Annotated in this window: 24 protein-coding genes and 1 pseudogene; 14 read left to right on the top strand and 11 right to left on the bottom strand. The window is 58.4% G+C overall.

Annotated features, from left to right (window positions below; all coding sequences use genetic code 11):
• Nucleotides 1–53: 53 nt before the first annotated feature.
• Entirely contained in the window at nt 54–752 is a 699-nt protein-coding gene (locus ABLU73_RS03405) for an RluA family pseudouridine synthase (protein ID WP_194417895.1), read from the top strand.
• Nucleotides 753–776: 24 nt separating this feature from the next.
• On the opposite strand, the gene ABLU73_RS03400 is transcribed toward ABLU73_RS03405, so the two are convergent.
• Both ABLU73_RS03400 and ABLU73_RS03395 read right to left on the bottom strand, forming a co-directional pair.
• Nucleotides 777–1,316, bottom strand: a complete 540-nt coding sequence (locus ABLU73_RS03400) for a DUF2058 domain-containing protein (protein WP_194417779.1) — start codon at nt 1,314–1,316, stop codon at nt 777–779.
• Nucleotides 1,317–1,431: 115 nt separating this feature from the next.
• Nucleotides 1,432–1,761: a gamma-glutamylcyclotransferase family protein gene (locus tag ABLU73_RS03395; protein ID WP_004203231.1), complete on the bottom strand. Its 330-nt coding sequence runs from the start codon at nt 1,759–1,761 to the stop codon at nt 1,432–1,434.
• A 297-nt stretch (nt 1,762–2,058) separates the two neighbouring features.
• Between ABLU73_RS03395 and ABLU73_RS03390 the strand changes: the two are divergent.
• From ABLU73_RS03390 to ABLU73_RS03380, 3 genes and pseudogenes are all read left to right on the top strand, one after another.
• Nucleotides 2,059–2,313: pseudogene (locus tag ABLU73_RS03390) on the top strand (VasL domain-containing protein); the annotation flags it as partial.
• Nucleotides 2,314–2,444: 131 nt separating this feature from the next.
• Nucleotides 2,445–3,359 carry a sugar ABC transporter substrate-binding protein gene (locus ABLU73_RS03385; protein ID WP_117124394.1) on the top strand — a complete coding sequence of 305 codons (915 nt, stop codon included), beginning with the start codon at nt 2,445–2,447 and terminating at the stop codon, nt 3,357–3,359.
• A gap of 83 nt (nt 3,360–3,442) precedes the next feature.
• Nucleotides 3,443–3,772 carry a DUF1869 domain-containing protein gene (locus tag ABLU73_RS03380; RefSeq protein WP_004203225.1) on the top strand — a complete coding sequence of 110 codons (330 nt, stop codon included), beginning with the start codon at nt 3,443–3,445 and terminating at the stop codon, nt 3,770–3,772.
• Between the two features lie 86 nt (nt 3,773–3,858).
• Here the strand turns inward: ABLU73_RS03380 and ychF are convergent, their stop codons facing one another.
• Nucleotides 3,859–4,950: a redox-regulated ATPase YchF gene (ychF, locus tag ABLU73_RS03375; RefSeq protein ID WP_004203224.1), complete on the bottom strand. Its 1,092-nt coding sequence runs from the start codon at nt 4,948–4,950 to the stop codon at nt 3,859–3,861.
• A gap of 117 nt (nt 4,951–5,067) precedes the next feature.
• Nucleotides 5,068–5,652: an aminoacyl-tRNA hydrolase gene (pth, locus tag ABLU73_RS03370; protein ID WP_004180389.1), complete on the bottom strand. Its 585-nt coding sequence runs from the start codon at nt 5,650–5,652 to the stop codon at nt 5,068–5,070.
• A 272-nt stretch (nt 5,653–5,924) separates the two neighbouring features.
• Between pth and ychH the strand changes: the two genes are divergently transcribed.
• Both ychH and ABLU73_RS03360 read left to right on the top strand, forming a co-directional pair.
• The gene (gene ychH, locus ABLU73_RS03365) at nt 5,925–6,200 is read left to right on the top strand and encodes a stress-induced protein YchH (RefSeq protein ID WP_002910437.1); all 276 of its coding nucleotides are present in this window, start codon (nt 5,925–5,927) and stop codon (nt 6,198–6,200) included.
• A gap of 222 nt (nt 6,201–6,422) precedes the next feature.
• Nucleotides 6,423–7,469: a MerR family transcriptional regulator gene (locus ABLU73_RS03360; protein ID WP_023318571.1), complete on the top strand. Its 1,047-nt coding sequence runs from the start codon at nt 6,423–6,425 to the stop codon at nt 7,467–7,469.
• Here ABLU73_RS03360 and dauA read toward each other — a convergent pair whose 3' ends face one another.
• From dauA to lolB, 4 genes are all read right to left on the bottom strand, one after another.
• Nucleotides 7,470–9,149, bottom strand: coding sequence for a C4-dicarboxylic acid transporter DauA (gene dauA / locus ABLU73_RS03355; RefSeq protein WP_264924614.1), 1,680 nt, complete (start codon nt 9,147–9,149; stop codon nt 7,470–7,472). It abuts the gene before it with no gap.
• 250 nt (nt 9,150–9,399) lie between these two features.
• Nucleotides 9,400–10,347 carry a ribose-phosphate diphosphokinase gene (gene prs / locus ABLU73_RS03350; protein WP_002910407.1) on the bottom strand — a complete coding sequence of 316 codons (948 nt, stop codon included), beginning with the start codon at nt 10,345–10,347 and terminating at the stop codon, nt 9,400–9,402.
• A gap of 183 nt (nt 10,348–10,530) precedes the next feature.
• Nucleotides 10,531–11,379, bottom strand: a complete 849-nt coding sequence (gene ispE, locus ABLU73_RS03345) for a 4-(cytidine 5'-diphospho)-2-C-methyl-D-erythritol kinase (protein ID WP_072140567.1) — start codon at nt 11,377–11,379, stop codon at nt 10,531–10,533.
• A complete protein-coding gene (gene lolB, locus ABLU73_RS03340) occupies nt 11,379–11,990 on the bottom strand; it encodes a lipoprotein insertase outer membrane protein LolB (protein ID WP_004203216.1) in 612 nt (203 codons plus the stop codon). The genes ispE and lolB overlap by 1 nt, the downstream gene beginning before the upstream one ends.
• A 271-nt stretch (nt 11,991–12,261) precedes the next feature.
• On the opposite strand from lolB, the gene hemA reads away from it, so the two are divergent.
• The 6 genes from hemA to kdsA are packed head-to-tail and all read left to right on the top strand — an operon-like array spanning nt 12,262 to nt 17,593.
• Nucleotides 12,262–13,518: a glutamyl-tRNA reductase gene (gene hemA, locus ABLU73_RS03335; RefSeq protein ID WP_002910404.1), complete on the top strand. Its 1,257-nt coding sequence runs from the start codon at nt 12,262–12,264 to the stop codon at nt 13,516–13,518.
• Between the two features lie 42 nt (nt 13,519–13,560).
• Complete coding sequence (gene prfA / locus ABLU73_RS03330; RefSeq protein ID WP_004203214.1) at nt 13,561–14,643, top strand: peptide chain release factor 1; 1,083 nt, start codon at nt 13,561–13,563, stop codon at nt 14,641–14,643.
• Nucleotides 14,643–15,491 (top strand): peptide chain release factor N(5)-glutamine methyltransferase, encoded by an 849-nt coding sequence (gene prmC, locus ABLU73_RS03325; RefSeq protein WP_017899848.1) that lies wholly within the window; start codon nt 14,643–14,645, stop codon nt 15,489–15,491. The genes prfA and prmC overlap by 1 nt, the downstream gene beginning before the upstream one ends.
• Nucleotides 15,491–15,883 (top strand): invasion regulator SirB2, encoded by a 393-nt coding sequence (gene sirB2, locus ABLU73_RS03320; protein WP_008804389.1) that lies wholly within the window; start codon nt 15,491–15,493, stop codon nt 15,881–15,883. Before prmC ends, sirB2 begins: the two co-directional genes overlap by 1 nt.
• A gap of 3 nt (nt 15,884–15,886) precedes the next feature.
• The gene (sirB1, locus tag ABLU73_RS03315) at nt 15,887–16,699 is read left to right on the top strand and encodes an invasion regulator SirB1 (RefSeq protein ID WP_017899847.1); all 813 of its coding nucleotides are present in this window, start codon (nt 15,887–15,889) and stop codon (nt 16,697–16,699) included.
• Between the two features lie 39 nt (nt 16,700–16,738).
• On the top strand, nt 16,739–17,593 hold the full coding sequence (kdsA, locus tag ABLU73_RS03310; RefSeq protein WP_002910393.1) for a 3-deoxy-8-phosphooctulonate synthase: 855 nt from the start codon (nt 16,739–16,741) through the stop codon (nt 17,591–17,593).
• A gap of 87 nt (nt 17,594–17,680) precedes the next feature.
• Here the strand turns inward: kdsA and chaA are convergent, their stop codons facing one another.
• Nucleotides 17,681–18,781, bottom strand: coding sequence for a sodium-potassium/proton antiporter ChaA (gene chaA / locus ABLU73_RS03305; RefSeq protein ID WP_004203207.1), 1,101 nt, complete (start codon nt 18,779–18,781; stop codon nt 17,681–17,683).
• 263 nt (nt 18,782–19,044) lie between these two features.
• Between chaA and chaB the strand changes: the two genes are divergently transcribed.
• Both chaB and ABLU73_RS03295 read left to right on the top strand, forming a co-directional pair.
• Nucleotides 19,045–19,275 carry a putative cation transport regulator ChaB gene (chaB, locus tag ABLU73_RS03300; protein ID WP_004203206.1) on the top strand — a complete coding sequence of 77 codons (231 nt, stop codon included), beginning with the start codon at nt 19,045–19,047 and terminating at the stop codon, nt 19,273–19,275.
• A 136-nt stretch (nt 19,276–19,411) separates the two neighbouring features.
• Entirely contained in the window at nt 19,412–20,092 is a 681-nt protein-coding gene (locus ABLU73_RS03295) for a gamma-glutamylcyclotransferase (RefSeq protein ID WP_049092103.1), read from the top strand.
• 56 nt (nt 20,093–20,148) lie between these two features.
• Here ABLU73_RS03295 and ABLU73_RS03290 read toward each other — a convergent pair whose 3' ends face one another.
• Both ABLU73_RS03290 and ABLU73_RS03285 read right to left on the bottom strand, forming a co-directional pair.
• On the bottom strand, nt 20,149–20,391 hold the full coding sequence (locus tag ABLU73_RS03290; RefSeq protein WP_002910387.1) for a DUF1883 domain-containing protein: 243 nt from the start codon (nt 20,389–20,391) through the stop codon (nt 20,149–20,151).
• Between the two features lie 238 nt (nt 20,392–20,629).
• The gene (locus tag ABLU73_RS03285) at nt 20,630–20,983 is read right to left on the bottom strand and encodes a DsrE/DsrF/TusD sulfur relay family protein (RefSeq protein WP_002910380.1); all 354 of its coding nucleotides are present in this window, start codon (nt 20,981–20,983) and stop codon (nt 20,630–20,632) included.
• Between the last annotated feature and the right edge of the window lie 44 nt (nt 20,984–21,027).

Raw genomic sequence — 21,027 nt, 5'->3', positions numbered from 1 at the left:
CCGGCGGACAAAATGGGGTACTATCGCCGGCCACTCCTTCTTCGGGCCGCCTGATGTCCACCATTATCGATACCTTTGTCGCGCCGCCGTGCCGCGACCAGATCACCCTCTTGTATCAGGATGAACACCTGCTGCTAATCAATAAACCGGCCGGGCTGCTGAGCCTGTCAGGCAAAGATCCGCGCAACCTCGACTCTGTCCATCATCGACTGGTCCAGCGCTTTCCGGGCTGTACCCTGGTACACCGCCTTGACTTCGGCACTTCCGGTCTGATGGTGGTCGCCCGCAACAAGGGGATTAACGCTGCGCTGTGCCAACAGTTCAGCCAGCGCACGGTGGGTAAGGTCTATACGGCGCTGCTGTGCGGCCATCTGCCGGAAGACGAGGGGGTCGTGGAGGCGGCGATCGCCAAAGACCCGGCCCGTTTTCCGCGCATGTCGATCAGTGTCCGGCACGGCAAACCGGCGCGTTCGCGCTACCGGGTCATTGACCGCCTGTACCAGACGCGGGAAGGGGAGAGGGCGCTGGCGCTGACGAGGGTGGCGCTTACCCCGGAGATCGGGCGCACCCATCAGCTGCGGATCCACTGTCAGCTGCTGGGCTATCCGATCCTTGGCTGCGATCTGTATGGCGGCCGGGAATTGCCGGGCACGGAACAGGCTCCGCGGCTGATGCTGCACGCCAGCGAGCTGCGCTTTGTCCATCCCGTCAGCCGCGAGCCGATGCATATCCAGCAGGCAAGCTCGTTCTGATCGCCTGCCGCCGGAAGCCCGCGATCACCACATCAGGTCGTCGGGCACCTTAAAGTCGGCGTACGGATCGTCTTCATCCTGTTCATCCTGACTCAGGGCGCTGTGCAACACGATGCAGCTGGCATCGCGCTGGGCAATTTTCTCTGCCACGACCGCCGGAATAATCGCATACTCCCCTTCAGGTTTGTTATCCACCGCCAGGCGGGCAATCGCCAGGCGACCGTTAATCAGCTGGGTTTGGGTGGTCTTGTCGACCATGATTTTTTTGATCAGATTATTATCGGTAAAGTTAAAGCCGATATCGCCCCGGGCGACCGTAATGCGGTTCATCTCAATCAGCTGCTTGACCTGGGCTTTATACTCTTTCGCCAGCACCGCCTGCTTTTGCTGCTCGCTGAGCTGCTTATCGCGCTCCAGCTGGGCTTTTTTATTCTCTTCCACCGCTTCCCGGGCCTCACGGGCCTGCACGCGGGATTTTTTCGCCGTTCTCTGGACTTTGGCCATTTTTTTGCTGCTGACCAGGCCGGCTTTGAGCATCTGCTCTTGTAAGGTAAGTTTTGTCATTTGCGTATCTGAAGCTTAGGAAACATCTGGCCAGTATACCTGCATTGGCGGAAACGACGCCAGACCCGCGGACGTGCTGGGCCGCTGTGGCCAGTAGCGCGAGACTGGCGGGGGATTACTCCCGGGGCTGGAGCTGATAAATCCAGGCGCTGACCTGCTGTCCATCGTCGGTGGTCACCTCAACCGACACCCGATCGTACCCCTCCTCAAACTCGTCCAGCATGGGCCAGTGTGCCGCCAGCCGGTCGGACAGGAACAGATAGCCGTTGACCCGCGGGCCGTTGGCGTCGAGGACGATCCCCGGAAAATCAGCGGCAGCGCCCCAGCCGCGCGCGTAAAAGGTGCCAGTGACGTAGCCCGGACGCCACTCGCCCCCGATCGTCTCCAGAATATGCGCATTGCTGCGACCGGGACAGAGCGTCCCATAGACAAATAACGGTTTCATTGTTCCTCTCGCGATCGTGACTTCATCCGCCCACAGCGGAAACCCAAAATACGGGGTAATGTAGCGCCTGGCAATGGCCGGGTGTTGATCCGCCACCTCAACCGCCAGCAGTACCTTGACGCTCGCTCCGCCCGCTAATCCTCGCGCTGACAGACATCATGATGACTACACATACAGACCTCCGCTATTAAACCAATGGCGACCCGCGCACCCTGGCCGACTTTATTGCGCTGCGTGCAGAAATGAACAAGCTCAACCACCCGGCGCGGCCGAATATTAACTGGCCGTATGCCGAGCAGCTTGCCCGCGGAACACCTCACCGGCTGGGCGGAGGGCATGCGGCAGCTGCAACGGCTCGCCGGTCAGCTCAATGCCCTCGACGAGCAGAAGGGGAAGCACCTGACGGTGAGCGAACTGAAAACGGCGGTGTTTGCCATCATGCAGTCGCTTAACCGCGCCGTTCCGCTGGAAGAGCAATTGCGCGAGCCGGCCTCGCCGCCCGTTGAGCTCCCCGAAACCGGTGAGGCCTTGATGAGTGAGGCGGTGAAATAAAATGTGCGCATGGCAACATTTTCTTTACATCATGATTGCAAGAACCGAACGCCCTTCGTAGTCTGAAAATGATTTAAATATACCGTTTGTGTTTATATTGAAAATTTTATTTCGACCTCTGAGGGCATGCTATGAAGCACTGTAAAATCATCCTGTTAGTAGGCCTTCTGGCCAGTTCCGCTTCGGCGTTAGCGGAGAAGATCGGCGTCTCGATGGCTTACTTCGATCAAAACTTTCTCACCATTATCCGTCAGTCCATTGAGAAAGAAGCTCAAGCCCGTCACGTCGATGTGCAGTTCGAAGACGCCCGCGGCGACACCGGACGCCAGGCCGATCAGGTGCAGAGCTTCATCGCCTCCGGCGTGGACGCCATCATCGTGGACCCCGTGGACTCCGCCAGCACCCCGCAGCTGACGAAGATGGCGCAGCAGGCCAGAATGCCGCTGGTGTATGTGAACCGGACGCCGGGGGATAAAACGTTACCGCCTGGCGTGGTGTTTGTCGGATCGGACGAGCGGGAGTCCGGTACATTACAGATGGAAGCGCTGGCGAAGCTGGCAAACTACAAAGGCAACGTCGCCATCATGATCGGCAATCTCACCGATGCCGGCGCGCTGCAGCGCACCAAAGACGTAGAGCAGGTGGTGGCCAAATACCCGGCGATGAAAGTGGTGCAGAAACAGCCGGCCAACTATTCCCGCAGCGAGGGAATGGATCTGATGCAGAACTGGGCAGGTAACGGGGAAGAGATTGATATTGTGGCGGCGAACAACGATGAGATGGCGATTGGCGCGGCGATGGCGCTGGAGAAGAGCCAGAAGAAGTTGCTGATCGGCGGGATCGACGCCACGCCGGATGGGCTAAAAGCGTTGGCCAGCGATAAGATCCAGGTAACAGTCTTCCAGGATGCCGTTGGTCAGGGCAAAACGGCCTTAGCGGTGGCGCTGAAGCTGACTAAAGGAGAAAAAGTCGAGTCCCATGTCTGGATCCCGTTTGAGTTAGTGACCAAAGAAAATATGCAGACCTATGTGGAAAAGAGTCATTAACGGTAAGGCGGAAGTGTTCGAACTTTGCTGATAAAACCGGGCTGAGAATGTGTCGCCCGGGCAATGAAACCGGAGGATAAGACATGGCAATGGCAAAAAGCGGTTATACGCTGCAGGTGATAAAGGCAGGGCAGCAGGGGCATGTTGAAATGAGGTGGGGGCATCTCGCGGAAGTCGATACGCGCGCGGCGGCGGCGACCATCGCGCAGCATATCGGGCGACCCTCGTCTGCGGCGGATCCGCAGGAGATTAGCCTGTCGCTGACCAATGCTGCCAGCGGCATCTCGGTGGAGCTTCATCACCCGGCCTCAGGGGAAAGCGCCACCCCGGCTTTTATTGAGGACGAGTTAAAAAAGATTGTGCAGATCGTTGATGGCTACGAAGCGGCAGAAGAGACCCATATCGTGGAGTAGCGCGCCGTCTGGCGCACGAAAAAAAATCCACGCCGGAGCGTGGATTTTTTATTACTCGATGGCGGCAGAAATGCCAGCCAGCGGGATCAGACGTTGAACAGGAAGTTCATCACATCGCCATCTTTGACGATGTAATCTTTACCTTCAGCGCGCATTTTACCGGCTTCTTTCGCGCCCTGTTCGCCTTTGTAGGCGATAAAGTCTTCATAAGCGATGGTCTGCGCGCGGATAAAGCCTTTCTCGAAGTCGGTGTGGATCTTACCGGCTGCCTGCGGCGCAGTCGCCCCTACCGGGATGGTCCATGCGCGCACTTCTTTCACCCCAGCGGTGAAGTAGGTCTGCAGGTTCAGCAGGGCGTAACCAGCGCGGATCACGCGGTTCAGACCCGGCTCTTCGAGGCCCAGCTCAGCCATAAACTCGTCACGTTCTTCATCGTCCAGCTCGGCGATGTCCGCTTCAACCGCGGCGCACACCGGCACCACCACAGACCCTTCCTGCTCGGCGATGGCGCGAACCTGATCGAGGTACGGGTTGTTCTCGAAACCGTCTTCATTGACGTTCGCGATGTACATGGTCGGCTTCAGGGTCAGGAAGCTCAGATAGCGGATGGCGTCTTTCTCTTCTTTGGTCAGATCCAGCGCGCGCAGCATACCGGCGTTTTCCAGCTGCGGCAGGCATTTCTCCAGCGCGGCCAGCTCAACTTTCGCGTCTTTATCGCCGCCTTTGGCTTTTTTGGAGACGCGGTGAATCGCGCGTTCGCAGGTATCAAGGTCAGACAGCGCCAGTTCGGTGTTGATAACGTCGATATCTTCCGCCGGGTTCACTTTCCCCGCGACGTGAATGATATTGTCGTTTTCGAAGCAGCGAACCACGTGACCGATAGCTTCGGTTTCGCGGATGTTGGTCAGAAACTGGTTGCCGAGACCTTCGCCTTTGGACGCGCCTTTAACCAGGCCCGCGATATCAACGAACTCCATGGTGGTCGGCAGGATACGCTGCGGTTTGACGATTTCAGCCAGCTTGTCCAGACGCGGATCGGGCATCGGTACGACACCGGTGTTCGGCTCAATGGTACAGAAGGGGAAGTTGGCCGCTTCAATACCCGCTTTGGTGAGCGCATTGAACAGGGTGGATTTGCCGACGTTGGGCAAACCGACGATACCGCATTTGAATCCCATGATTTAAATCACCTTAATCTTTGGATAATCAATCTGTTACAAGGAACAGATTGCAGAAAATTGAATAGCTTTGCCTATTATACACGGTGCGCGGCAAAAATGCCGCACGACAACGGCTTATTGCGCCTTAAAGGCGTGTAAACGGTTGGTCGCTTTGGTGAGACCATCCTTTAACCAGATTTCCGTACAGCGCGCCGCTTCGTCGACGGCATCATCAATCAGTTTCTGCTCGCTGGCCGGCGGTTTGCCGAGCACAAAGCCGACAACCTTGTTTTTATCGCCCGGATGGCCGATCCCGACGCGTAAGCGGTGAAAGTTCGGGTTATTGCCGAGCTTGCTGATGATGTCCTTCAGGCCGTTGTGGCCGCCATGGCCGCCGCCAAGCTTAAATTTCGCCACGCCCGGCGGCAAATCCAGCTCATCATGGGCAACCAGAATTTCGTCCGGGTTGATGCGATAAAAGGTTGCCATCGCGGCCACGGCTTTACCGCTAAGGTTCATAAAGGTGGTGGGCACCAGCAGGCGAACATCCTCGCCCGCCAGGTTGATGCGCGAGGTGTAGCCGAAGAATTTGCTCTCTTCGCGCAGCGGCGCGCGATGGCGATCCGCCAGTAAATCCACATACCAGGCGCCAGCGTTGTGCCGGGTGGCGGCATATTCCGCACCGGGGTTGGCCAGGCCGACAATCAGTTTAATGGTCACGTTTTCTATCCTGCATGGGGCATTCTCTGCCGCGTAGTGTACTGTCTGCGGGCGCGCTTGACAAAATTCTGGCTATAAGACAATACCGGCATTGATGATTTACTCACTAAATCATTAGAATTTGATATGGTTCATAGACTTATTTGTAAATTTTTGTCTATTCGCTGTTCACTAATGTGATCGTGGGCGCACTCCGCAGAAGAGACCTTGTCTATACTACACCTATAAGATTTGGGGACATTCCCTGGCAACCCAAAGTCCGGAGGTGACACATGAAACGCAAAAACGCTTCGTTACTCGGTAACGTACTCATGGGGTTAGGGTTGGTGGTGATGGTTGTGGGGGTGGGTTACTCCATTCTGAACCAGCTTCCGCAGCTTAACCTGCCACAATTCTTTGCGCATGGCGCTATCTTAAGCATCTTCGTCGGTGCTGTGCTCTGGCTGGCCGGAGCCCGTATTGGCGGCCACGAGCAGGTCAGCGACCGCTACTGGTGGGTGCGCCACTACGATAAACGCTGCCGTCGTAACCAGCATCGTCACAGCTAACCGCAACCGCATTTTCCGCATCGGCCTTCCGCGGCCGATGCGTTTTTCTCTGACTCTCGTTATCGCTTCTTCTTTTTCCCGCCATATGACGACCCCCATTCCGACCTGAGCTTCGTGATGCTATGGTTGCCGCCAAAAGTGAATATTAAGCGCGTTTTATGCTTGACCCTGACGTTACGTCAGGCAGCAGAGTAGCGGACCTGGCCACAGAGAGGAGCAGTCATGTTAATTCAGGTGGGAGAGCTGGCGAAGCGCGCCGGACTGACGGTGCGTACGCTGCATCATTATGAACAGACGGGGCTGTTAACGCCTTCGGCCAGAAGCGAGGCGGGCTATCGGCTCTATAACCTGTCAGCGGTTCAGCGCCTGCATATGATAAAGGCGCTGGCGCAGACCGGGCTGACGCTCGCCACCATCAAGGACTATCTCGATCGGCAAACGCTGTCGCTGCCTGAGCTGCTGACGCAGCAGATAGAGACGCTGAATGACCAACTGCGTGATGTCGCCAGGCTGCGCGACCGGCTGTTGGCGCTGCGCGAGGCGCTGGCGAGCGGCAATGAACCCGATCTGGAGTCCTGGCTACAGACGCTGGAGTTAATGAAAATGTACGATCGTTGGTTTAGTCAACAGGAGTTAGCCGCGCTGCCGTTTGCGGCACAGGATGAACAGCGCGCCCAAGCGTGGCGCGAGCTAACGGAGGAGGTGCAGACGCTGATGGCGAGCGGCTGCCCGACGGACAGTCCGCAGGCGATGAGTCTGGCGACGCGCTGGATGGAGCGCCTGGAGCAGGATACAGCAGGGCGCCCGGAGTTTCTGACCCGCCTGAACGCGATGCATGCCGCCGAGCCGCAAATGGTTGAACAGACCGGCGTCACGCCGGCCATCATCGCCTTTATCACCGAGGCCTTTGCCGAAAGCAAACTGGCCATCTGGGCGCGGTATCTCGACGATGAAGAGATGGCGTTCACCCGCCAGCACTATTTCGACCGGCTACAGGAGTGGCCAGCGCTGGTGGCGAAGCTGCATCAGGCATGTCGGGAGGGTATAGCGCCGGATTCAGCGTCGGGTCAGGCGCTGGCCCGGGCGTGGCTTGAGCTGTTTCAGTCCTACGCCGGTACCCGGCCGCAGACGTTGCAGAAGTTTCGTCGGGCAATGGAGCAGGAGCCGCATTTGATGAAGGGCACCTGGATGACGCCGGCGGTGCTGAGCTGGCTACAACAGGCGACGGGGGCGTTGATGCGGCAGGCGCAGGGGCCTGCCGCCGGGTGATCACAGGTCAGCCAGCGCGGCCTGACGATCGGGGTAGAAGCTCAGGCGGCCTGGCAGCGGCTTGACGCCGGCGCGCGCTAACGTGCGTAGCGGCTGAAACTCGAGGTTAGATACGCGCAATTCACAGCCTTCCGGCAGCTTGTTCACAAAGCGCTGGAAGGCATCCAGACCGCCGGCGTCGAGAACCGGCACGGCGTCCCACTTCAGCACCACGATGCGCTTGCCGGCGATCCGGGTCTCCAGATCGTTGAATAAACCTTCGGCGGCGGCAAAGAATAGCGGACCGATCACCCTCAGCACCAGCACATTGTCTGGCACTTCGACGTTGACCGGCGCCAGATGCGTCATGCGCGCGATACGGCGCATAAACAACAGCGAAGCCAGCACGATCCCGACGCTGATGGCGATCACCATATCAAACAGCACCGTCAGCGACATGCACATCAGCATCACCACGATGTCGTCCTTCGGCGCGTGGCGCAGCAGATTGATGACTTTATGCGCCTCACTCATGTTCCATGCCACCATCAGCAGCAGGGCGGCCATCGCCGACAGCGGCAGCCAGGAGAGCAGCGGGGCGAGGATCAGCAGCGCCATGATCACCAGCAGGGCGTGGATCACGGCGGCAACCGGCGATGTGGCGCCGGCGCGCACGTTCGCCGCCGAGCGGGCAATCGCCGCGGTGGCGGTGATCCCGCCGAAGAACGGCGCAACGATGTTGCCTAGCCCCTGGCCAATCAGCTCGCTGTTGGCTTTATGCTTGGTACCGGTCATACCGTCGAGCACCACCGCGCACAGCAGAGATTCAATCGCGCCGAGCATCGCCATGGAGAAGGCGGCAGGCAGCAGCGCCTGCAGCGAAGCCCAGCTCAGGGTAAAGCTGGAGCCCGGCATATCCCAGGGCAGCACCAGCTGCGGCAGCAGCTGCGGAATGCCGTTGCCCTGAGTGCCGTCCGCCAGCTGATAGTGAAACTGCGAGCCGATCGTCGCCACATCGCCGCCCAGCAAGTTGACCACCAGCATCACCGCGCAGCCGGCCAGCAGCGCGGGGAGGTGGCCCGGCAGACGGATACCCAGCCGCGGCCAGAAGATCAGGGTGCCGAGGGTGACGACGCCGATGGCGGCGTCCCCGACGTTAATGGTCGGCAGGGCCATGGCCAGCGCTGCCACTTTCTGCAGATAATGCTCCGGCACATGGGGCATCTGCAGGCCGAGAAAATCCTTAATCTGCATGGTACCGATAGTGATACCGATCCCGGAGGTGAAGCCGAGGGTGACCGACAGCGGGATATATTCGATCAGGCGGCCAAAGCGCGCCAGGCCGAAAAGAATTAAAAAGATCCCCGACATCAGCGTCGCCACCAGCAGCCCCGCCAGGCCGAACTGCTGGGAAACCGGATAGAGGATCACCACAAAGGCGGCGGTCGGGCCGGAAACGCTAAAGCGCGACCCGCCGGTTAAGGCGATCACAATCCCTGCCACCGCTGAGGTATAGAGGCCGTACTGCGGCGGCACACCGCTGCCAATCGCCAGCGCCATCGCCAGCGGAATCGCAATGATCCCGACGGTGATCCCTGCGATCAGGTCACGCGTGAAGCGGGCGGTGGTGTACTGTTCTTTCCAACAAGCGTCGATGAGGGCGCGGAAAGGCATCACATGTGAGGAAAATAATCTGTTCACAATAATGTTTCATCCATGAGCGCATCATCTGTCAACTAAATGGCAGGTGAAGGAGGCATTGATCATTTCCACGTCATATTTCGGGATGCCTCTGTGTTGGCTGCGTTCATTTACCCCGGTCACGTACTGCCTGTACGCTCCCGGGGATTCATTCACTTGCCGCCTTGACGCATGCCGAATGATGTTGTGGAAGAATTAAAAATGCAGAGACAAAAAAACCCGCCGCAGCGGGTTTTTGTGCTCGGCTCGATTAATGTTCGAACATAGCAGAGATTGATTCTTCATTGCTGATACGACGAATAGCTTCAGCCAGCATACCGGAGAGCGTCAGAGTACGCACTTTATCCAGCGCTTTAATTTCTGGTGCCAGCGGAATGGTATCGCAGACGACAAATTCATCGATCACAGAGTTTTTGATGTTCTGGATTGCGTTGCCGGAGAAGATTGGGTGCGTCGCGTAAGCGAATACGCGTTTCGCGCCGCGCTCTTTCAGCGCTTCTGCCGCTTTACACAGGGTACCGCCGGTGTCGATCATATCGTCGACCATCACGCAGTCACGACCAGCGACGTCGCCGATGATATGCATCACCTGGGAGACGTTGGCGCGCGGACGACGCTTGTCGATGATGGCCATATCGGTATCGTTCAGCAGTTTAGCGATAGCGCGAGCACGAACTACGCCGCCGATGTCTGGAGAAACCACGATCGGGTTGTCCAGGTTCAGCTGCAGCATATCTTCCAGCAGGATTGGGCTGCCGAACACGTTATCAACTGGCACATCGAAGAAGCCCTGGATCTGTTCTGCGTGCAGGTCAACGGTCAGCACGCGGTCAACGCCGACGCTGGACAGGAAATCCGCCACCACTTTCGCGGTGATTGGCACACGAGCAGAACGAACACGACGGTCCTGACGAGCATAACCGAAGTAAGGGATAACGGCGGTGATACGACCTGCCGAAGCACGACGCAGAGCATCAACCATAACAACCAGTTCCATCAGGTTGTCATTGGTGGGAGCACAAGTGGACTGGATGATGAAAATATCACCACCGCGTACGTTTTCATTGATTTGTACGCTGACTTCGCCGTCGCTAAAACGACCTACAGCGGCGTCGCCAAGAGAAGTGTACAGGCGGTTGGCAATACGTTGTGCTAGTTCCGGGGTGGCGTTACCAGCAAAAAGCTTCATATCAGGCACGAGAAGAACCTCAGGCATGCGTCCAGTGGTGGATGAATGGGCCAATAATGTGCGGGCTGGCGCCATTCGATCCAGTCGGTGTATTTAAAGAGCACGATGCAACGTCTGGAACAGGGTGACGTTGTCACCGTAACTCAATTTCCCCGGCTGACTCATGATCGTTGCGCCATCACAGCGCAGGAATCAGAGCAGGGCCTGCTTGAGCGGCGAAAGATTGACTCCGCGCGCCACAAAGCCATTTAGCCATGCCGGGGCAGTGTCCAGCACCTGACGGGCAGCGGATTCGGTGTTAAATTCAGCAAACACACAGGCCCCTGTGCCGGTCAGGCGTGACGGCGCATATTCTAACAGCCAGGAAAGCGCGGCATCAACCTCGCGAAAACGTTTTCTTGCGATAAGCTCGCAATCGTTGCTGAATTCACAATTTAATAACGTATTAATTGACCGGCGCGGGGTATTTCGTGGTAGCTCCGGGTCGCGAAAAATGATCGGCGTCGGAATACTGACGCCTGGATGAGCCACCAGGTACCATTTTTCCTCGGGCTCCACCGGCGTGAGAATTTCACCCACTCCCTCGGCAAAGGCGGCATGGCCGCGCACGAAGACCGGCACATCGGCCCCCAGCTGCAGACCAAGGGTCGCCAGCTCATCTTCCGAAAGCCCGCAGCCCCAGAGATGGTTAAGCGCCACCAGCACGGTGGCGGCATTGGACGAGCCGCCCCCCAGGCCGCCGCCCATCGGCAGGCGCTTATCGATACTGATATCGGCGCCGCTGCCCGCCGGCAGGCGGCCGCTTTCGCCGGCTGCGCGCATCAACAGACGCGCGGCGCGAATAATCAGATTTTCTTCATCCGGTACACCGGCCACCGGCGTCAGCAGACGCAGTTCGCCGTCAGCGCGCGGTTCGATGGTCAGCGTATCGCCATAGTCGAGGAACTGAAACAGCGTCTGCAGGGTGTGGTAACCATCGGCCCGCTGGCCGGTGATATATAAGAACAGATTCAATTTTGCAGGTGAGGGCCAGCGGCTCATCATTTCACGATCCAGTTATCCATCTTCAGCTTGATGCGCTGGGCGCCATTGTTTAGCTCGACATTAGACGGCAGGGCTGGCTGGGTATCGGTGGTGTAGCCGCCGTAGGTGACGTGCCAGGTTTTGCCGTTTTGCGTGTAGTTCAGTTCGCGCAGACGGTACCGATCGTCCAGCGAATAGTCGGTGGCGTCACCCGGCAGGCCGATGATCCACTGGCGCAGGCTGTTCAGCGGGATCGGCATCCCGGTCAGGCGGCCAATCATCTCTTCGGCATCGGTGGCGGTATAGGTCTGGCCTTTGTTGTCGATCAGCTGCACGCTGCCCGGCTGGGCGGTCAGCGACAGCTCGGTGCTGCCCAGCGGGTTAGTTAGCAGCAGGCGATAGCGGTCCTGACCGGTTTGCTGCCAGAAGAAGCGGGCATAGACTTTTTGCTCGTCGGAGAGATAGGCAAACGCCCCGCGGGTCTGGAACTGGTTGAGGCTGCGAACAGCCTGCTGGTGCTGGCGCCACTGCGGCGAATCCGGGCTTTTGCCAGGCCCCTGGGGGGTATGAACAGAACAAGCGGTCAGGACGAGGCTGGCCAGCGGCAGCAGGCGGAACAGTCGATTCATAATGATGACAAATCCTTGATGTCTACAGTGAAATCCGGCGGCAGGGGAACAGCGGGCCGATTTGTGTAGCAGGTTACATTTATAACCCTTAATGCTAGCGTCGCCGGGCGATAGCGTCTACGTTCAAGTTGTCTGAAATCAAAAAATTAACCTTAATGGCGGTCTTGCTTTGGCTATTACTCCAAAAGGGGAGCCTCTCTTTTATTGATTACGCGCATCCTGTATGATGCACTCAGACTAACCTTAGCAACGCTGGTACTACTCCCTCACAATGACCCTTTTAGCTCTTGGCATCAATCACAAAACAGCTCCGGTCGCCCTGCGAGAACGCGTCACGTTTTCGCCGGAAACGCTCGATAAGGCGCTGGAGAGCTTGCTGGCTCAGCCGATGGTGCAGGGTGGAGTGGTGCTGTCGACCTGCAACCGCACAGAACTCTATCTCAGCGTCGAAGAGCAGGATAACCTGCAGGAAGCGCTGATCCGCTGGCTGTGTAATTACCACGGCCTCAATGAAGAAGACCTGCGTAAAAGCCTCTACTGGCACCAGGATAACGACGCCGTCAGCCATCTGATGCGCGTCGCCAGCGGCCTTGATTCGCTGGTGCTGGGCGAACCGCAGATCCTCGGTCAGGTGAAAAAAGCCTTCGCCGATTCCAGCCGCGGCCACCTCAACGTGAGCGAACTGGAGCGGATGTTCCAGAAATCGTTCTCGGTGGCTAAGCGCGTGCGTACCGAAACCGATATCGGCGCCAGCGCCGTTTCCGTCGCCTTCGCCGCCTGTACCCTGGCGCGGCAAATCTTTGAATCCTTGTCGAGCGTGACGGTGCTGCTGGTCGGCGCCGGTGAAACCATCGAACTGGTGGCGCGTCATCTTCGCGAACATCACGTGCGCAAAATGGTGATCGCCAACCGCACTCGTGAACGCGCCCAGGCGCTAGCGGAAGAAGTGGGCGCCGAGGTGATTGCCCTTAGCGATATCGACGAACGGCTGAAAGAGGCCGACATCATTATCAGCTCCACCGCTAGTCCGCTGCCGATCATCGGCAAAGGCATGGTGGAGCGCGCGCTCAAGGCGCGGCGTAACCAGCCGATGCTGCTGGTGGATATCGCCGTCCCGCGCGACGTCGAACCGGAGGTCGGTAAACTGGCTAACGCCTACCTCTATAGCGTCGACGATCTGCAAAACATCATTCAGCATAACCTGGCGCAGCGTAAGGCCGCGGCGGTGCAGGCGGAATCGATCGTCGAGCAGGAGACCAGCGAATTTATGGCCTGGCTGCGCGCGCAGAGCGCCAGCGAGACCATTCGTGAGTACCGTTCGCAGTCTGAGCAGGTCCGTGAGGAGCTGACGGCGAAGGCGCTGGCCGCGCTGGAGCAGGGCGGCGATGCCCAGGAAATTATGCAGGATCTGGCGCGTAAGCTCACCAACCGCCTGATCCACGCGCCAACCAAATCTCTTCAGCAGGCCGCCCGTGACGGGGACGACGAACGCCTGCATATTCTGCGCAACAGCCTCGGGCTGGAATAGCGCACCTTTCTCTTATTTTCAGGACAGGGTGAATTCACGCCTATGAAGTCTTCTATTGTTGCCAAACTGGAAGCGTTGTACGAGCGCCACGAAGAAGTGCAGGCGCTGCTCGGCGATGCCGCGACGATTGCCGATCAGGATAAATTCCGCGCGCTGTCGCGGGAGTATGCTCAACTGAGCGATGTGGCGCGCTGCTATACCGACTGGCGTCAGGTGCAGGAGGATATTGAAACCGCACAGATGATGCTCGACGATCCGGAAATGCGCGAAATGGCGCAGGAAGAGCTGCGGGACGCCAAAGATAAAGGCGAACAGCTGGAGCAACAGCTGCAGGTCCTGCTCCTGCCGAAAGATCCCGATGACGAGCGTAACGCCTTCGTGGAAGTACGCGCCGGGACCGGCGGCGACGAAGCGGCGCTGTTTGCCGGCGATCTGTTCCGCATGTACACCCGTTACGCGGAATCGCGCCGCTGGCAGGTGGAGATCCTCAGCGCCAACGAAGGTGAACACGGCGGCTTTAAAGAGGTGATCGCCAAGATCAGCGGCGACGGCGTCTACGGCCGGCTCAAATTTGAATCCGGCGGCCATCGCGTGCAGCGCGTGCCGGCCACCGAGTCGCAGGGGCGTATCCACACCTCCGCCTGTACGGTGGCGGTGATGCCGGAGCTGCCGGAGGCGGAAATGCCGGATATCAACCCGGCGGATCTGCGCATCGATACCTTCCGCTCCTCCGGCGCGGGCGGGCAGCACGTTAACACCACCGACTCGGCGATCCGTATTACCCACCTGCCCACCGGCATCGTGGTGGAGTGTCAGGACGAACGTTCTCAGCATAAAAACAAAGCCAAGGCGCTGTCGGTGCTCGGGGCGCGGATCCGCGCCGCCGAAGTAGCCAAGCGTCAGCAGGCGGAAGCCTCCACGCGCCGCAACCTGCTGGGCAGCGGCGACCGCAGCGATCGCAACCGTACCTACAACTTCCCGCAGGGCCGCGTGACCGACCACCGCATCAACCTGACCCTTTACCGTCTGGATGAGGCGATGGAGGGCAAACTCGACATGCTGATTGAGCCGATTGTCCAGGAACACCAGGCCGATCAGCTGGCGGCGCTGTCCGAGCAGGAATGATGACCTTTCAGGCCTGGCTGCAGCAGGCAATCGCCCGCCTGGCGGAGAGCGACAGTCCGCGACGCGACGCCGAGATCCTGCTGGGACACGTCACCGGCCGGGCGCGCACCTGGATCCTGGCCTTCGGCGAAACGACGCTCTCCGCTGACGAGGCGACGACGCTGGAGGCGCTCCTGCAGCGACGCCAGCGCGGAGAGCCCATCGCCCATCTGGTCGGGCAGCGGGAGTTCTGGTCGCTGCCGCTGTTTGTCTCCCCGGCGACGCTGATCCCCCGCCCGGATACCGAATGTCTGGTAGAGCAGGCGCTGGCGCGTCTGCCCGTCGCGCCGTGCCGTATTCTCGACCTCGGCACCGGGACCGGCGCCATTGCCCTGGCGCTGGCCAGCGAGCGTCCGGACTGTGAGATCACCGCGGTGGACGTCATGCCGGACGCCGTGGCGCTGGCGTTGCGTAATGCCGCCCATCTGGGCATCGCTAACGTGACGATACGGCAAAGCGACTGGTTTGCCGCGCTGGCCGGGCAGCGTTTCGCCATGATCGTCAGCAATCCCCCCTATATCGACGCTGCAGACCCGCATCTCGCCGAGGGCGATGTGCGCTTTGAGCCGCTAACGGCGCTGGTGGCGGGCGATGAGGGGCTGGCCGATCTGGCGCAGATTATCCGCGAGGGGCGGCAGTATCTGCAGCCCGGCGGCTGGATGCTGCTGGAGCATGGCTGGACCCAGGGCGAAGCGGTGCGCGCGCTGTTCCGCGAAGCGGGCTATCTGGACGTCGCGACCTGTCGCGACTATGGCGACAATGAGCGTCTGACCCTCGGACGTTTACCCGACATGGAGAACGTTGGCTGATGAACTTATTCACGGCTGTCCTCTATCTGCACATCGCCAGCGTGGTGGTGTCGGTAGGATTGTTCGTTTTACGTTACTGGTGGATGTATCACCAGAGCCCGCTGCTGAACCAGCGGTGGGTGCGAATTGCGCCGCACTGCAGCGATACGCTGCTGTTTCTCAGCGGTGCGGGATTAATGGCGATAACGCACTACCTGCCGTTCACAGAAGACGGCGCATGGCTGACTGAAAAGCTGTTTGGCGTTATCATTTATATCGCATTAGGTTTTATCGCGCTGGGCCGTCGTCGTCCGCGCAGCCAGCAGAGCCGCTTTATCGCGTTCCTGCTGGCGCTGGTGGTGTTGTTTATCATCATTCAACTCGCCATCACAAGAATACCGATACTGGGGTAGGTCATGGGGTCATTAGCGGATTTCGAATTTAACAAAGCGCCATTGTGTGATGGCATGGTCCTCATTTCTGAACAGGTTCGCGACGATTTTCCGACGCGTTTTGTCGAGGAAGAGCTGCAGCGGCTGCTGCGCCTCGCGCAGGAGGAGATTGCGCCTTCGTGGGACCAGGAACGCCAGATAGAACGCCTGCTGGCGCTGTTTTACGAGGAGTGGGGCTTTGGCGCCTCGCAGGGCGTTTATCGTCTTTCCGACGCGCTTTGGCTGGATAAAGTGCTGGTCAACCGTCAGGGGAGCGCGGTGTCGTTAGGCGCGATCCTGCTGTGGATCGCCCAGCGTCTGGGGCTGCCGGTGGTGCCGGTGATCTTCCCGACCCAGATGCTGCTGCGCGCGGACCCGGAAACCAGCGAAGAGATGTGGCTGATTAATCCGTTCAATGGCGAAACCCTCGACGAACATACTCTGGAGGTATGGCTGAAGGGCAACATCGGGCCGGTGGCGGAACTGTTTAATGAAGATCTCGACGAAGCGGATAACGCCGAGGTGATCCGCAAGCTGCTGGACACCCTGAAGTCGGCGCTGATGGAAGAGCGGCAGATGGAGCTGGCCCTGCGCGCCAGCGAAGCGCTGCTGCAGTTTAACCCGGAAGACCCGTATGAGATCCGCGACCGCGGGCTGATATATGCCCAGCTGGATTGCGATCACGTGGCGCTGCTGGACCTGAGCTATTTTGTCGAGCAATGTCCGGAGGATCCGATTAGCGAGATGATCCGCGCACAAATCAACACGATTTCGCACAAACAAATTACATTGCATTAGTCTGGAACCATTCCGGTTACACCCTGATAAGGCGAACTTATGAAACAAAAAGTGGTTAGCATTGGTGATATCAACGTAGCGAACGACCTGCCGTTCGTGCTGTTCGGCGGGATGAACGTGCTGGAGTCACGCGACCTGGCGATGCGTATCTGCGAACATTACGTCACCGTTACGCAGAAGCTCGGCATCCCCTACGTCTTCAAAGCCTCCTTTGATAAAGCCAACCGTTCCTCCATCCACTCCTATCGTGGGCCGGGTCTGGAAGAAGGAATGAAGATTTTCCAGGAGCTGAAGCAGACCTTTGGCGTGAAAATCATCACCGACGTTCATGAAGCCAGCCAGGCGCAGCCGGTGGCTGACGTCGTGGACGTGATCCAGCTTCCCGCCTTCCTCGCGCGCCAGACGGACCTGGTGGAAGCGATGGCCAAAACCGGGGCGGTGATCAACGTCAAGAAACCGCAGTTCGTCAGCCCGGGCCAGATGGGCAACATCGTCGATAAGTTCATCGAGGGTGGTAACGATAAAGTGATCCTCTGCGACCGCGGCGCTAACTTCGGTTACGACAACTTGGTCGTGGATATGCTTGGCTTCGGCGTGATGAAGAAAGCCTCCAACAATTCACCGGTTATCTTCGACGTCACCCACGCGCTGCAGTGCCGCGACCCGTTTGGCGCTGCCTCCGGCGGTCGCCGTGCGCAGGTGAGCGAGCTGGCCCGCGCCGGTATGGCGGTAGGTATCGCCGGTCTGTTTATCGAAGCGCATCCGGATCCGGACCACGCGAAATGCGACGGTCCGTCCGCGCTGCCGCTGGATAAACTGGAGCCGTTCCTCAAGCAGATGAAAGCGATTGACGATCTGGTGAAAAGCTTCGACGAGCTGGATACCAGCAAGTAAGCCTGACCTCATCAGTTAAAAAGCCTGCCGGCGTCAAAACCGGCAGGCTTTTTTTTCGCCCGGACTCCGCCGGGCGGGGAAGCGAGGTCAGGCGAAAATGGTCATCAGGTAGGCGGCGAAAAGCGCCAGATGGGCCGCGCCGTTCAGCACATTGGTGCGTCCGGTGGAGAAGGAGATATGGCACAGCACCAGAGAGGCGACCATCACCACCATCTCCGGCGCGCCAAGGCCAAAGCGCAGCTCATTGCCGGTCAGGAAGGCGATGAGGGTGACTACCGGGACCGTCAGTGAGATGGTGGCCAGCACGGAGCCGAAGAACAGGTTCATCGCCCGCTGTACCTGATTGTTGAGCACCGCTTTGAGCGCGCCAAGGCCTTCCGGCGACAGGATCAGCAGGGCCACCAGGAAGCCGGTAAAGGCCACCGGGGCGTTCATGCTGGTCAACAGCGTTTCCAGCGGGTTGGCGTTCATTTTCGTGACGGCGATAACCGCCACCAGGTGCACCAGCAGCCAGGCGGTATGCCACCCGCTGCTGTGGGCGGAGGGTTTACCGTGGTGCGGGTCGTCATCGTCGCCGTCGTCTTCATGCTCATAAACAAACAGACTCTGATGGGTTTTGGTCTGAATAAGCAGGAAAACACCGTACATGGCCGCCGAAATCACCGCCACCAGCAGCGATTGCCCGGTGCTAAAGTTCGCGCCCGGCAGCGCCATGGGAAACACCAGCACGATAATCGCCAGCGGAAACAGGGCGATAAGATACTGCTTAATGCCGAACAGATTCATATATTGGGTGGCGAATTTACGCCCGCCCAGCAGCAGGGAAAAACCGACCAGACCGCCGGTGACGATCATAATGATGGAGTAGAGCGTGTCACGCATCAGGGTCGGCGCGGCGTCGCCGGTGGCCATTAACGCCGAGATCAGACTGACCTCAAGGATAACCACCGACAGGCTGAGGATCAGGGAGCCATAGGGTTCGCCCAGGCGGTGGGCGAGAACGTCGGCGTGGCGGACCACGCTGAAGGCGCTGCTTAAAATACCGACCAGCGCGAGGATGTTAATCGCGATAACCACTGGCAGTGACTGGCTGCTGCCCCAGAAAAACAGCACCGCCAGCGCTAGCACCGGAAAGACGAGGGAGGACTCCTTATGGCGGGTTTTTACCGCCTCATGTGCATGGGTCATGAACCATCTCCATTTATGCAGGTGTTATAATTATAAAAACGCAGGGCGATAAAGTAACAGATTTTGCTAAATTGCCGCTGGATTTTTACTTAAATTTACGGGTGTCGAGAGATATCTTGATTAGTTTATTATAATTTGCGATTACTATATTTTTATTATTAATATTCAGATAATTACTAAAATTCATTTTTAACTCATCATGGGCTTGATAGCCTGCCGCCTGCGTTCCAGACTTAAACTTTATGCTCAAACAGGAGGCCATAATGCCCTATCACAGTAAACAAGAGCTACCCGACAGCGTTAAGCATGTTCTGCCTGCCCATGCGCAGGAAATTTATAAAGAAGCGTTTAACAGCGCCTGGGATCAATATAAGGATAAAGACGACCGGCGCGATGACGCCAGCCGCGAAGAGACGGCACACAAAGTCGCCTGGGCGGCGGTGAAGAACAGCTACGAGAAAGGCGATGACGATAAGTGGCATAAGAAAAAATAATTGCTGACGCCGCTTTTACGCTTGCCAGCGCCCCGCTGATTGCTTATTGAAAGATAAAGCTGGATAATATTTCAGCAATATTGACGGATGCATGAGACGAACGCCGGGAAGCGGGCAGTGGCGGAGGTAGTAAACAGTGTTAACTCGTGATTTCTTGATGAATGCGGATTGTAAGACAGCGTTTGGCGCTATTGAGGAATCGCTACTCTGGTCGGCAGAACAACGCGCAGCCTCGCTGGCGGCGACGCTGGCCTGCCGCCCGGATGATGGCTCAGTATGGATCTTTGGCTACGGTTCGCTGATCTGGAACCCGGCGCTCAATTATCGCGAGTCCTGCACCGGCACGCTGCCGGGCTGGCACCGCGCGTTTTGCCTGCGGTTGACCGCCGGGCGTGGAAGCGCCTGCCAGCCGGGACGCATGCTGGCTCTGAAAGAGGGCGGCCGGACTACCGGCGTCGCTTATCGTCTGCCGGACGACACGCTGGAAGAAGAGCTGACTCTGCTGTGGAAACGGGAGATGATTACCGGCTGCTATCTGCCCACCTGGTGCAAGCTGGAGCTGGACGACGGGCGAACGGTAAATGCTTTGGTGTTTATTATGGATCCGCGTCATCCGCTGTTTGAGCCGGATACCAGCGCCCAGGTCATCGCTCCGCTGATCGCCCGGGCCAGCGGGCCGCTCGGGACCAACGCTCAGTACCTGTTTTCGCTGGAACAGGCGTTAAGTAAGCTCGGGATGCACGACGCCACTCTTGATGATCTGGTGGCCAGCGTCCGCGCGCTGTTGGGCGAGAGCCCGACGCAGGGCCTGGCCTGAGCGCGCGGAAAAGAAAAACGCCCGGCATGGCCGGGCGGGTGTTCTGTCAGTGACGGTCAGGCCGGAACGTAGCTGATGGAGTGCTCCAGTGACTGGCTGTGACTGTCGATAAGCACGTTCCAGGTGCCGCTGTAGGGCACCGTCAGATAGGCGCTGTCCCGATCCTGCACGCTCAGAATATCCGCATGGCTGTCGCCAGGGACCTTCGCGCTCATCAGATGAATATGGCAGCGCTCTGAGCACCGCACCACCAGCGTGTCACCGCCAAACAACGTCAAACTTGCTTTTACCATCGCCATTTTTGTACCCCGTTTCTGTCCTGCTACAGCATCCTGCCCACCCAGTCCTCGCGTGATATTGTTCACACTTTGCTCTGTGCATCACACCAAACGGCGCGGGTCGGGATGCTGATTTTGATCAAAAAAAGGGATAAAGATTAAACAAAAATGACGTTGTTCCTGAAAGCATTCAGCTAACGTTTTTTTCGCCTCTTCAGGTGGCGAAACCTAATATTTCCTGCCGTTCGGCACCCCAAATTCAGAAGGTCAGCACTTTATCTGCCGCCAGGGTCCACTGGGCCAGCTCAACGAGAGTGCCAACCTCCACCCCGTCAACCAACGGCAGTGCGCTGACCCCGCGGCCGTCCGCGCAGGTTTTGCACAGCTTCACGGGAACCTGCTGGGCGGTGAGGATCTCCAGCATCTGCTGCACATTATAGCCTTCCGCCGGCTTCTGCCCGCGCAGCCCGGCGGTGACGGCGTCGGACATCAAAAACAGCTTGAGGTCGAGGTCGGACTGCTGTTCGCGCAGGGCAATGGCCAGGCGCAGGCTGTTGAACAGGGACTCGCTGCCGTAGGCGGCGCCGTTGGCGATAATCACAATACGTTGCATACAAACTCCTTCTTAAAGGCACGGTTATTGCTTTACCGCAGTAT

Origin of the sequence: Klebsiella sp. GG_Kp175, assembly GCF_040062325.1 — a bacterium.
Lineage (GTDB): Bacteria > Pseudomonadota > Gammaproteobacteria > Enterobacterales > Enterobacteriaceae > Klebsiella > Klebsiella quasipneumoniae.
This window is presented reverse-complemented; position numbering and strand designations above follow the sequence as displayed.

What these genes read in the sequence shown, in the direction of transcription:
- ispE (WP_072140567.1), bottom strand. Translation starts at nt 11,379, where the DNA reads ATGAGCCGCTGGCCCTCACCTGCAAAATTGAATCTGTTCTTATATATC.
- ABLU73_RS03290 (WP_002910387.1), bottom strand. Translation starts at nt 20,391, where the DNA reads ATGGCGATGGTAAAAGCAAGTTTGACGTTGTTTGGCGGTGACACGCTG.
- ABLU73_RS03385 (WP_117124394.1), top strand. Translation starts at nt 2,445, where the DNA reads ATGAAGCACTGTAAAATCATCCTGTTAGTAGGCCTTCTGGCCAGTTCC.
- ychH (WP_002910437.1), top strand. Translation starts at nt 5,925, where the DNA reads ATGAAACGCAAAAACGCTTCGTTACTCGGTAACGTACTCATGGGGTTA.
- hemA (WP_002910404.1), top strand. Translation starts at nt 12,262, where the DNA reads ATGACCCTTTTAGCTCTTGGCATCAATCACAAAACAGCTCCGGTCGCC.
- ABLU73_RS03285 (WP_002910380.1), bottom strand. Translation starts at nt 20,983, where the DNA reads ATGCAACGTATTGTGATTATCGCCAACGGCGCCGCCTACGGCAGCGAG.
- chaB (WP_004203206.1), top strand. Translation starts at nt 19,045, where the DNA reads ATGCCCTATCACAGTAAACAAGAGCTACCCGACAGCGTTAAGCATGTT.
- prmC (WP_017899848.1), top strand. Translation starts at nt 14,643, where the DNA reads ATGACCTTTCAGGCCTGGCTGCAGCAGGCAATCGCCCGCCTGGCGGAG.
- ABLU73_RS03360 (WP_023318571.1), top strand. Translation starts at nt 6,423, where the DNA reads ATGTTAATTCAGGTGGGAGAGCTGGCGAAGCGCGCCGGACTGACGGTG.
- lolB (WP_004203216.1), bottom strand. Translation starts at nt 11,990, where the DNA reads ATGAATCGACTGTTCCGCCTGCTGCCGCTGGCCAGCCTCGTCCTGACC.
- ABLU73_RS03400 (WP_194417779.1), bottom strand. Translation starts at nt 1,316, where the DNA reads ATGACAAAACTTACCTTACAAGAGCAGATGCTCAAAGCCGGCCTGGTC.
- sirB2 (WP_008804389.1), top strand. Translation starts at nt 15,491, where the DNA reads ATGAACTTATTCACGGCTGTCCTCTATCTGCACATCGCCAGCGTGGTG.
- prfA (WP_004203214.1), top strand. Translation starts at nt 13,561, where the DNA reads ATGAAGTCTTCTATTGTTGCCAAACTGGAAGCGTTGTACGAGCGCCAC.
- kdsA (WP_002910393.1), top strand. Translation starts at nt 16,739, where the DNA reads ATGAAACAAAAAGTGGTTAGCATTGGTGATATCAACGTAGCGAACGAC.
- ABLU73_RS03380 (WP_004203225.1), top strand. Translation starts at nt 3,443, where the DNA reads ATGGCAATGGCAAAAAGCGGTTATACGCTGCAGGTGATAAAGGCAGGG.
- sirB1 (WP_017899847.1), top strand. Translation starts at nt 15,887, where the DNA reads ATGGGGTCATTAGCGGATTTCGAATTTAACAAAGCGCCATTGTGTGAT.
- chaA (WP_004203207.1), bottom strand. Translation starts at nt 18,781, where the DNA reads ATGACCCATGCACATGAGGCGGTAAAAACCCGCCATAAGGAGTCCTCC.
- ABLU73_RS03405 (WP_194417895.1), top strand. Translation starts at nt 54, where the DNA reads ATGTCCACCATTATCGATACCTTTGTCGCGCCGCCGTGCCGCGACCAG.
- ABLU73_RS03395 (WP_004203231.1), bottom strand. Translation starts at nt 1,761, where the DNA reads ATGAAACCGTTATTTGTCTATGGGACGCTCTGTCCCGGTCGCAGCAAT.
- ychF (WP_004203224.1), bottom strand. Translation starts at nt 4,950, where the DNA reads ATGGGATTCAAATGCGGTATCGTCGGTTTGCCCAACGTCGGCAAATCC.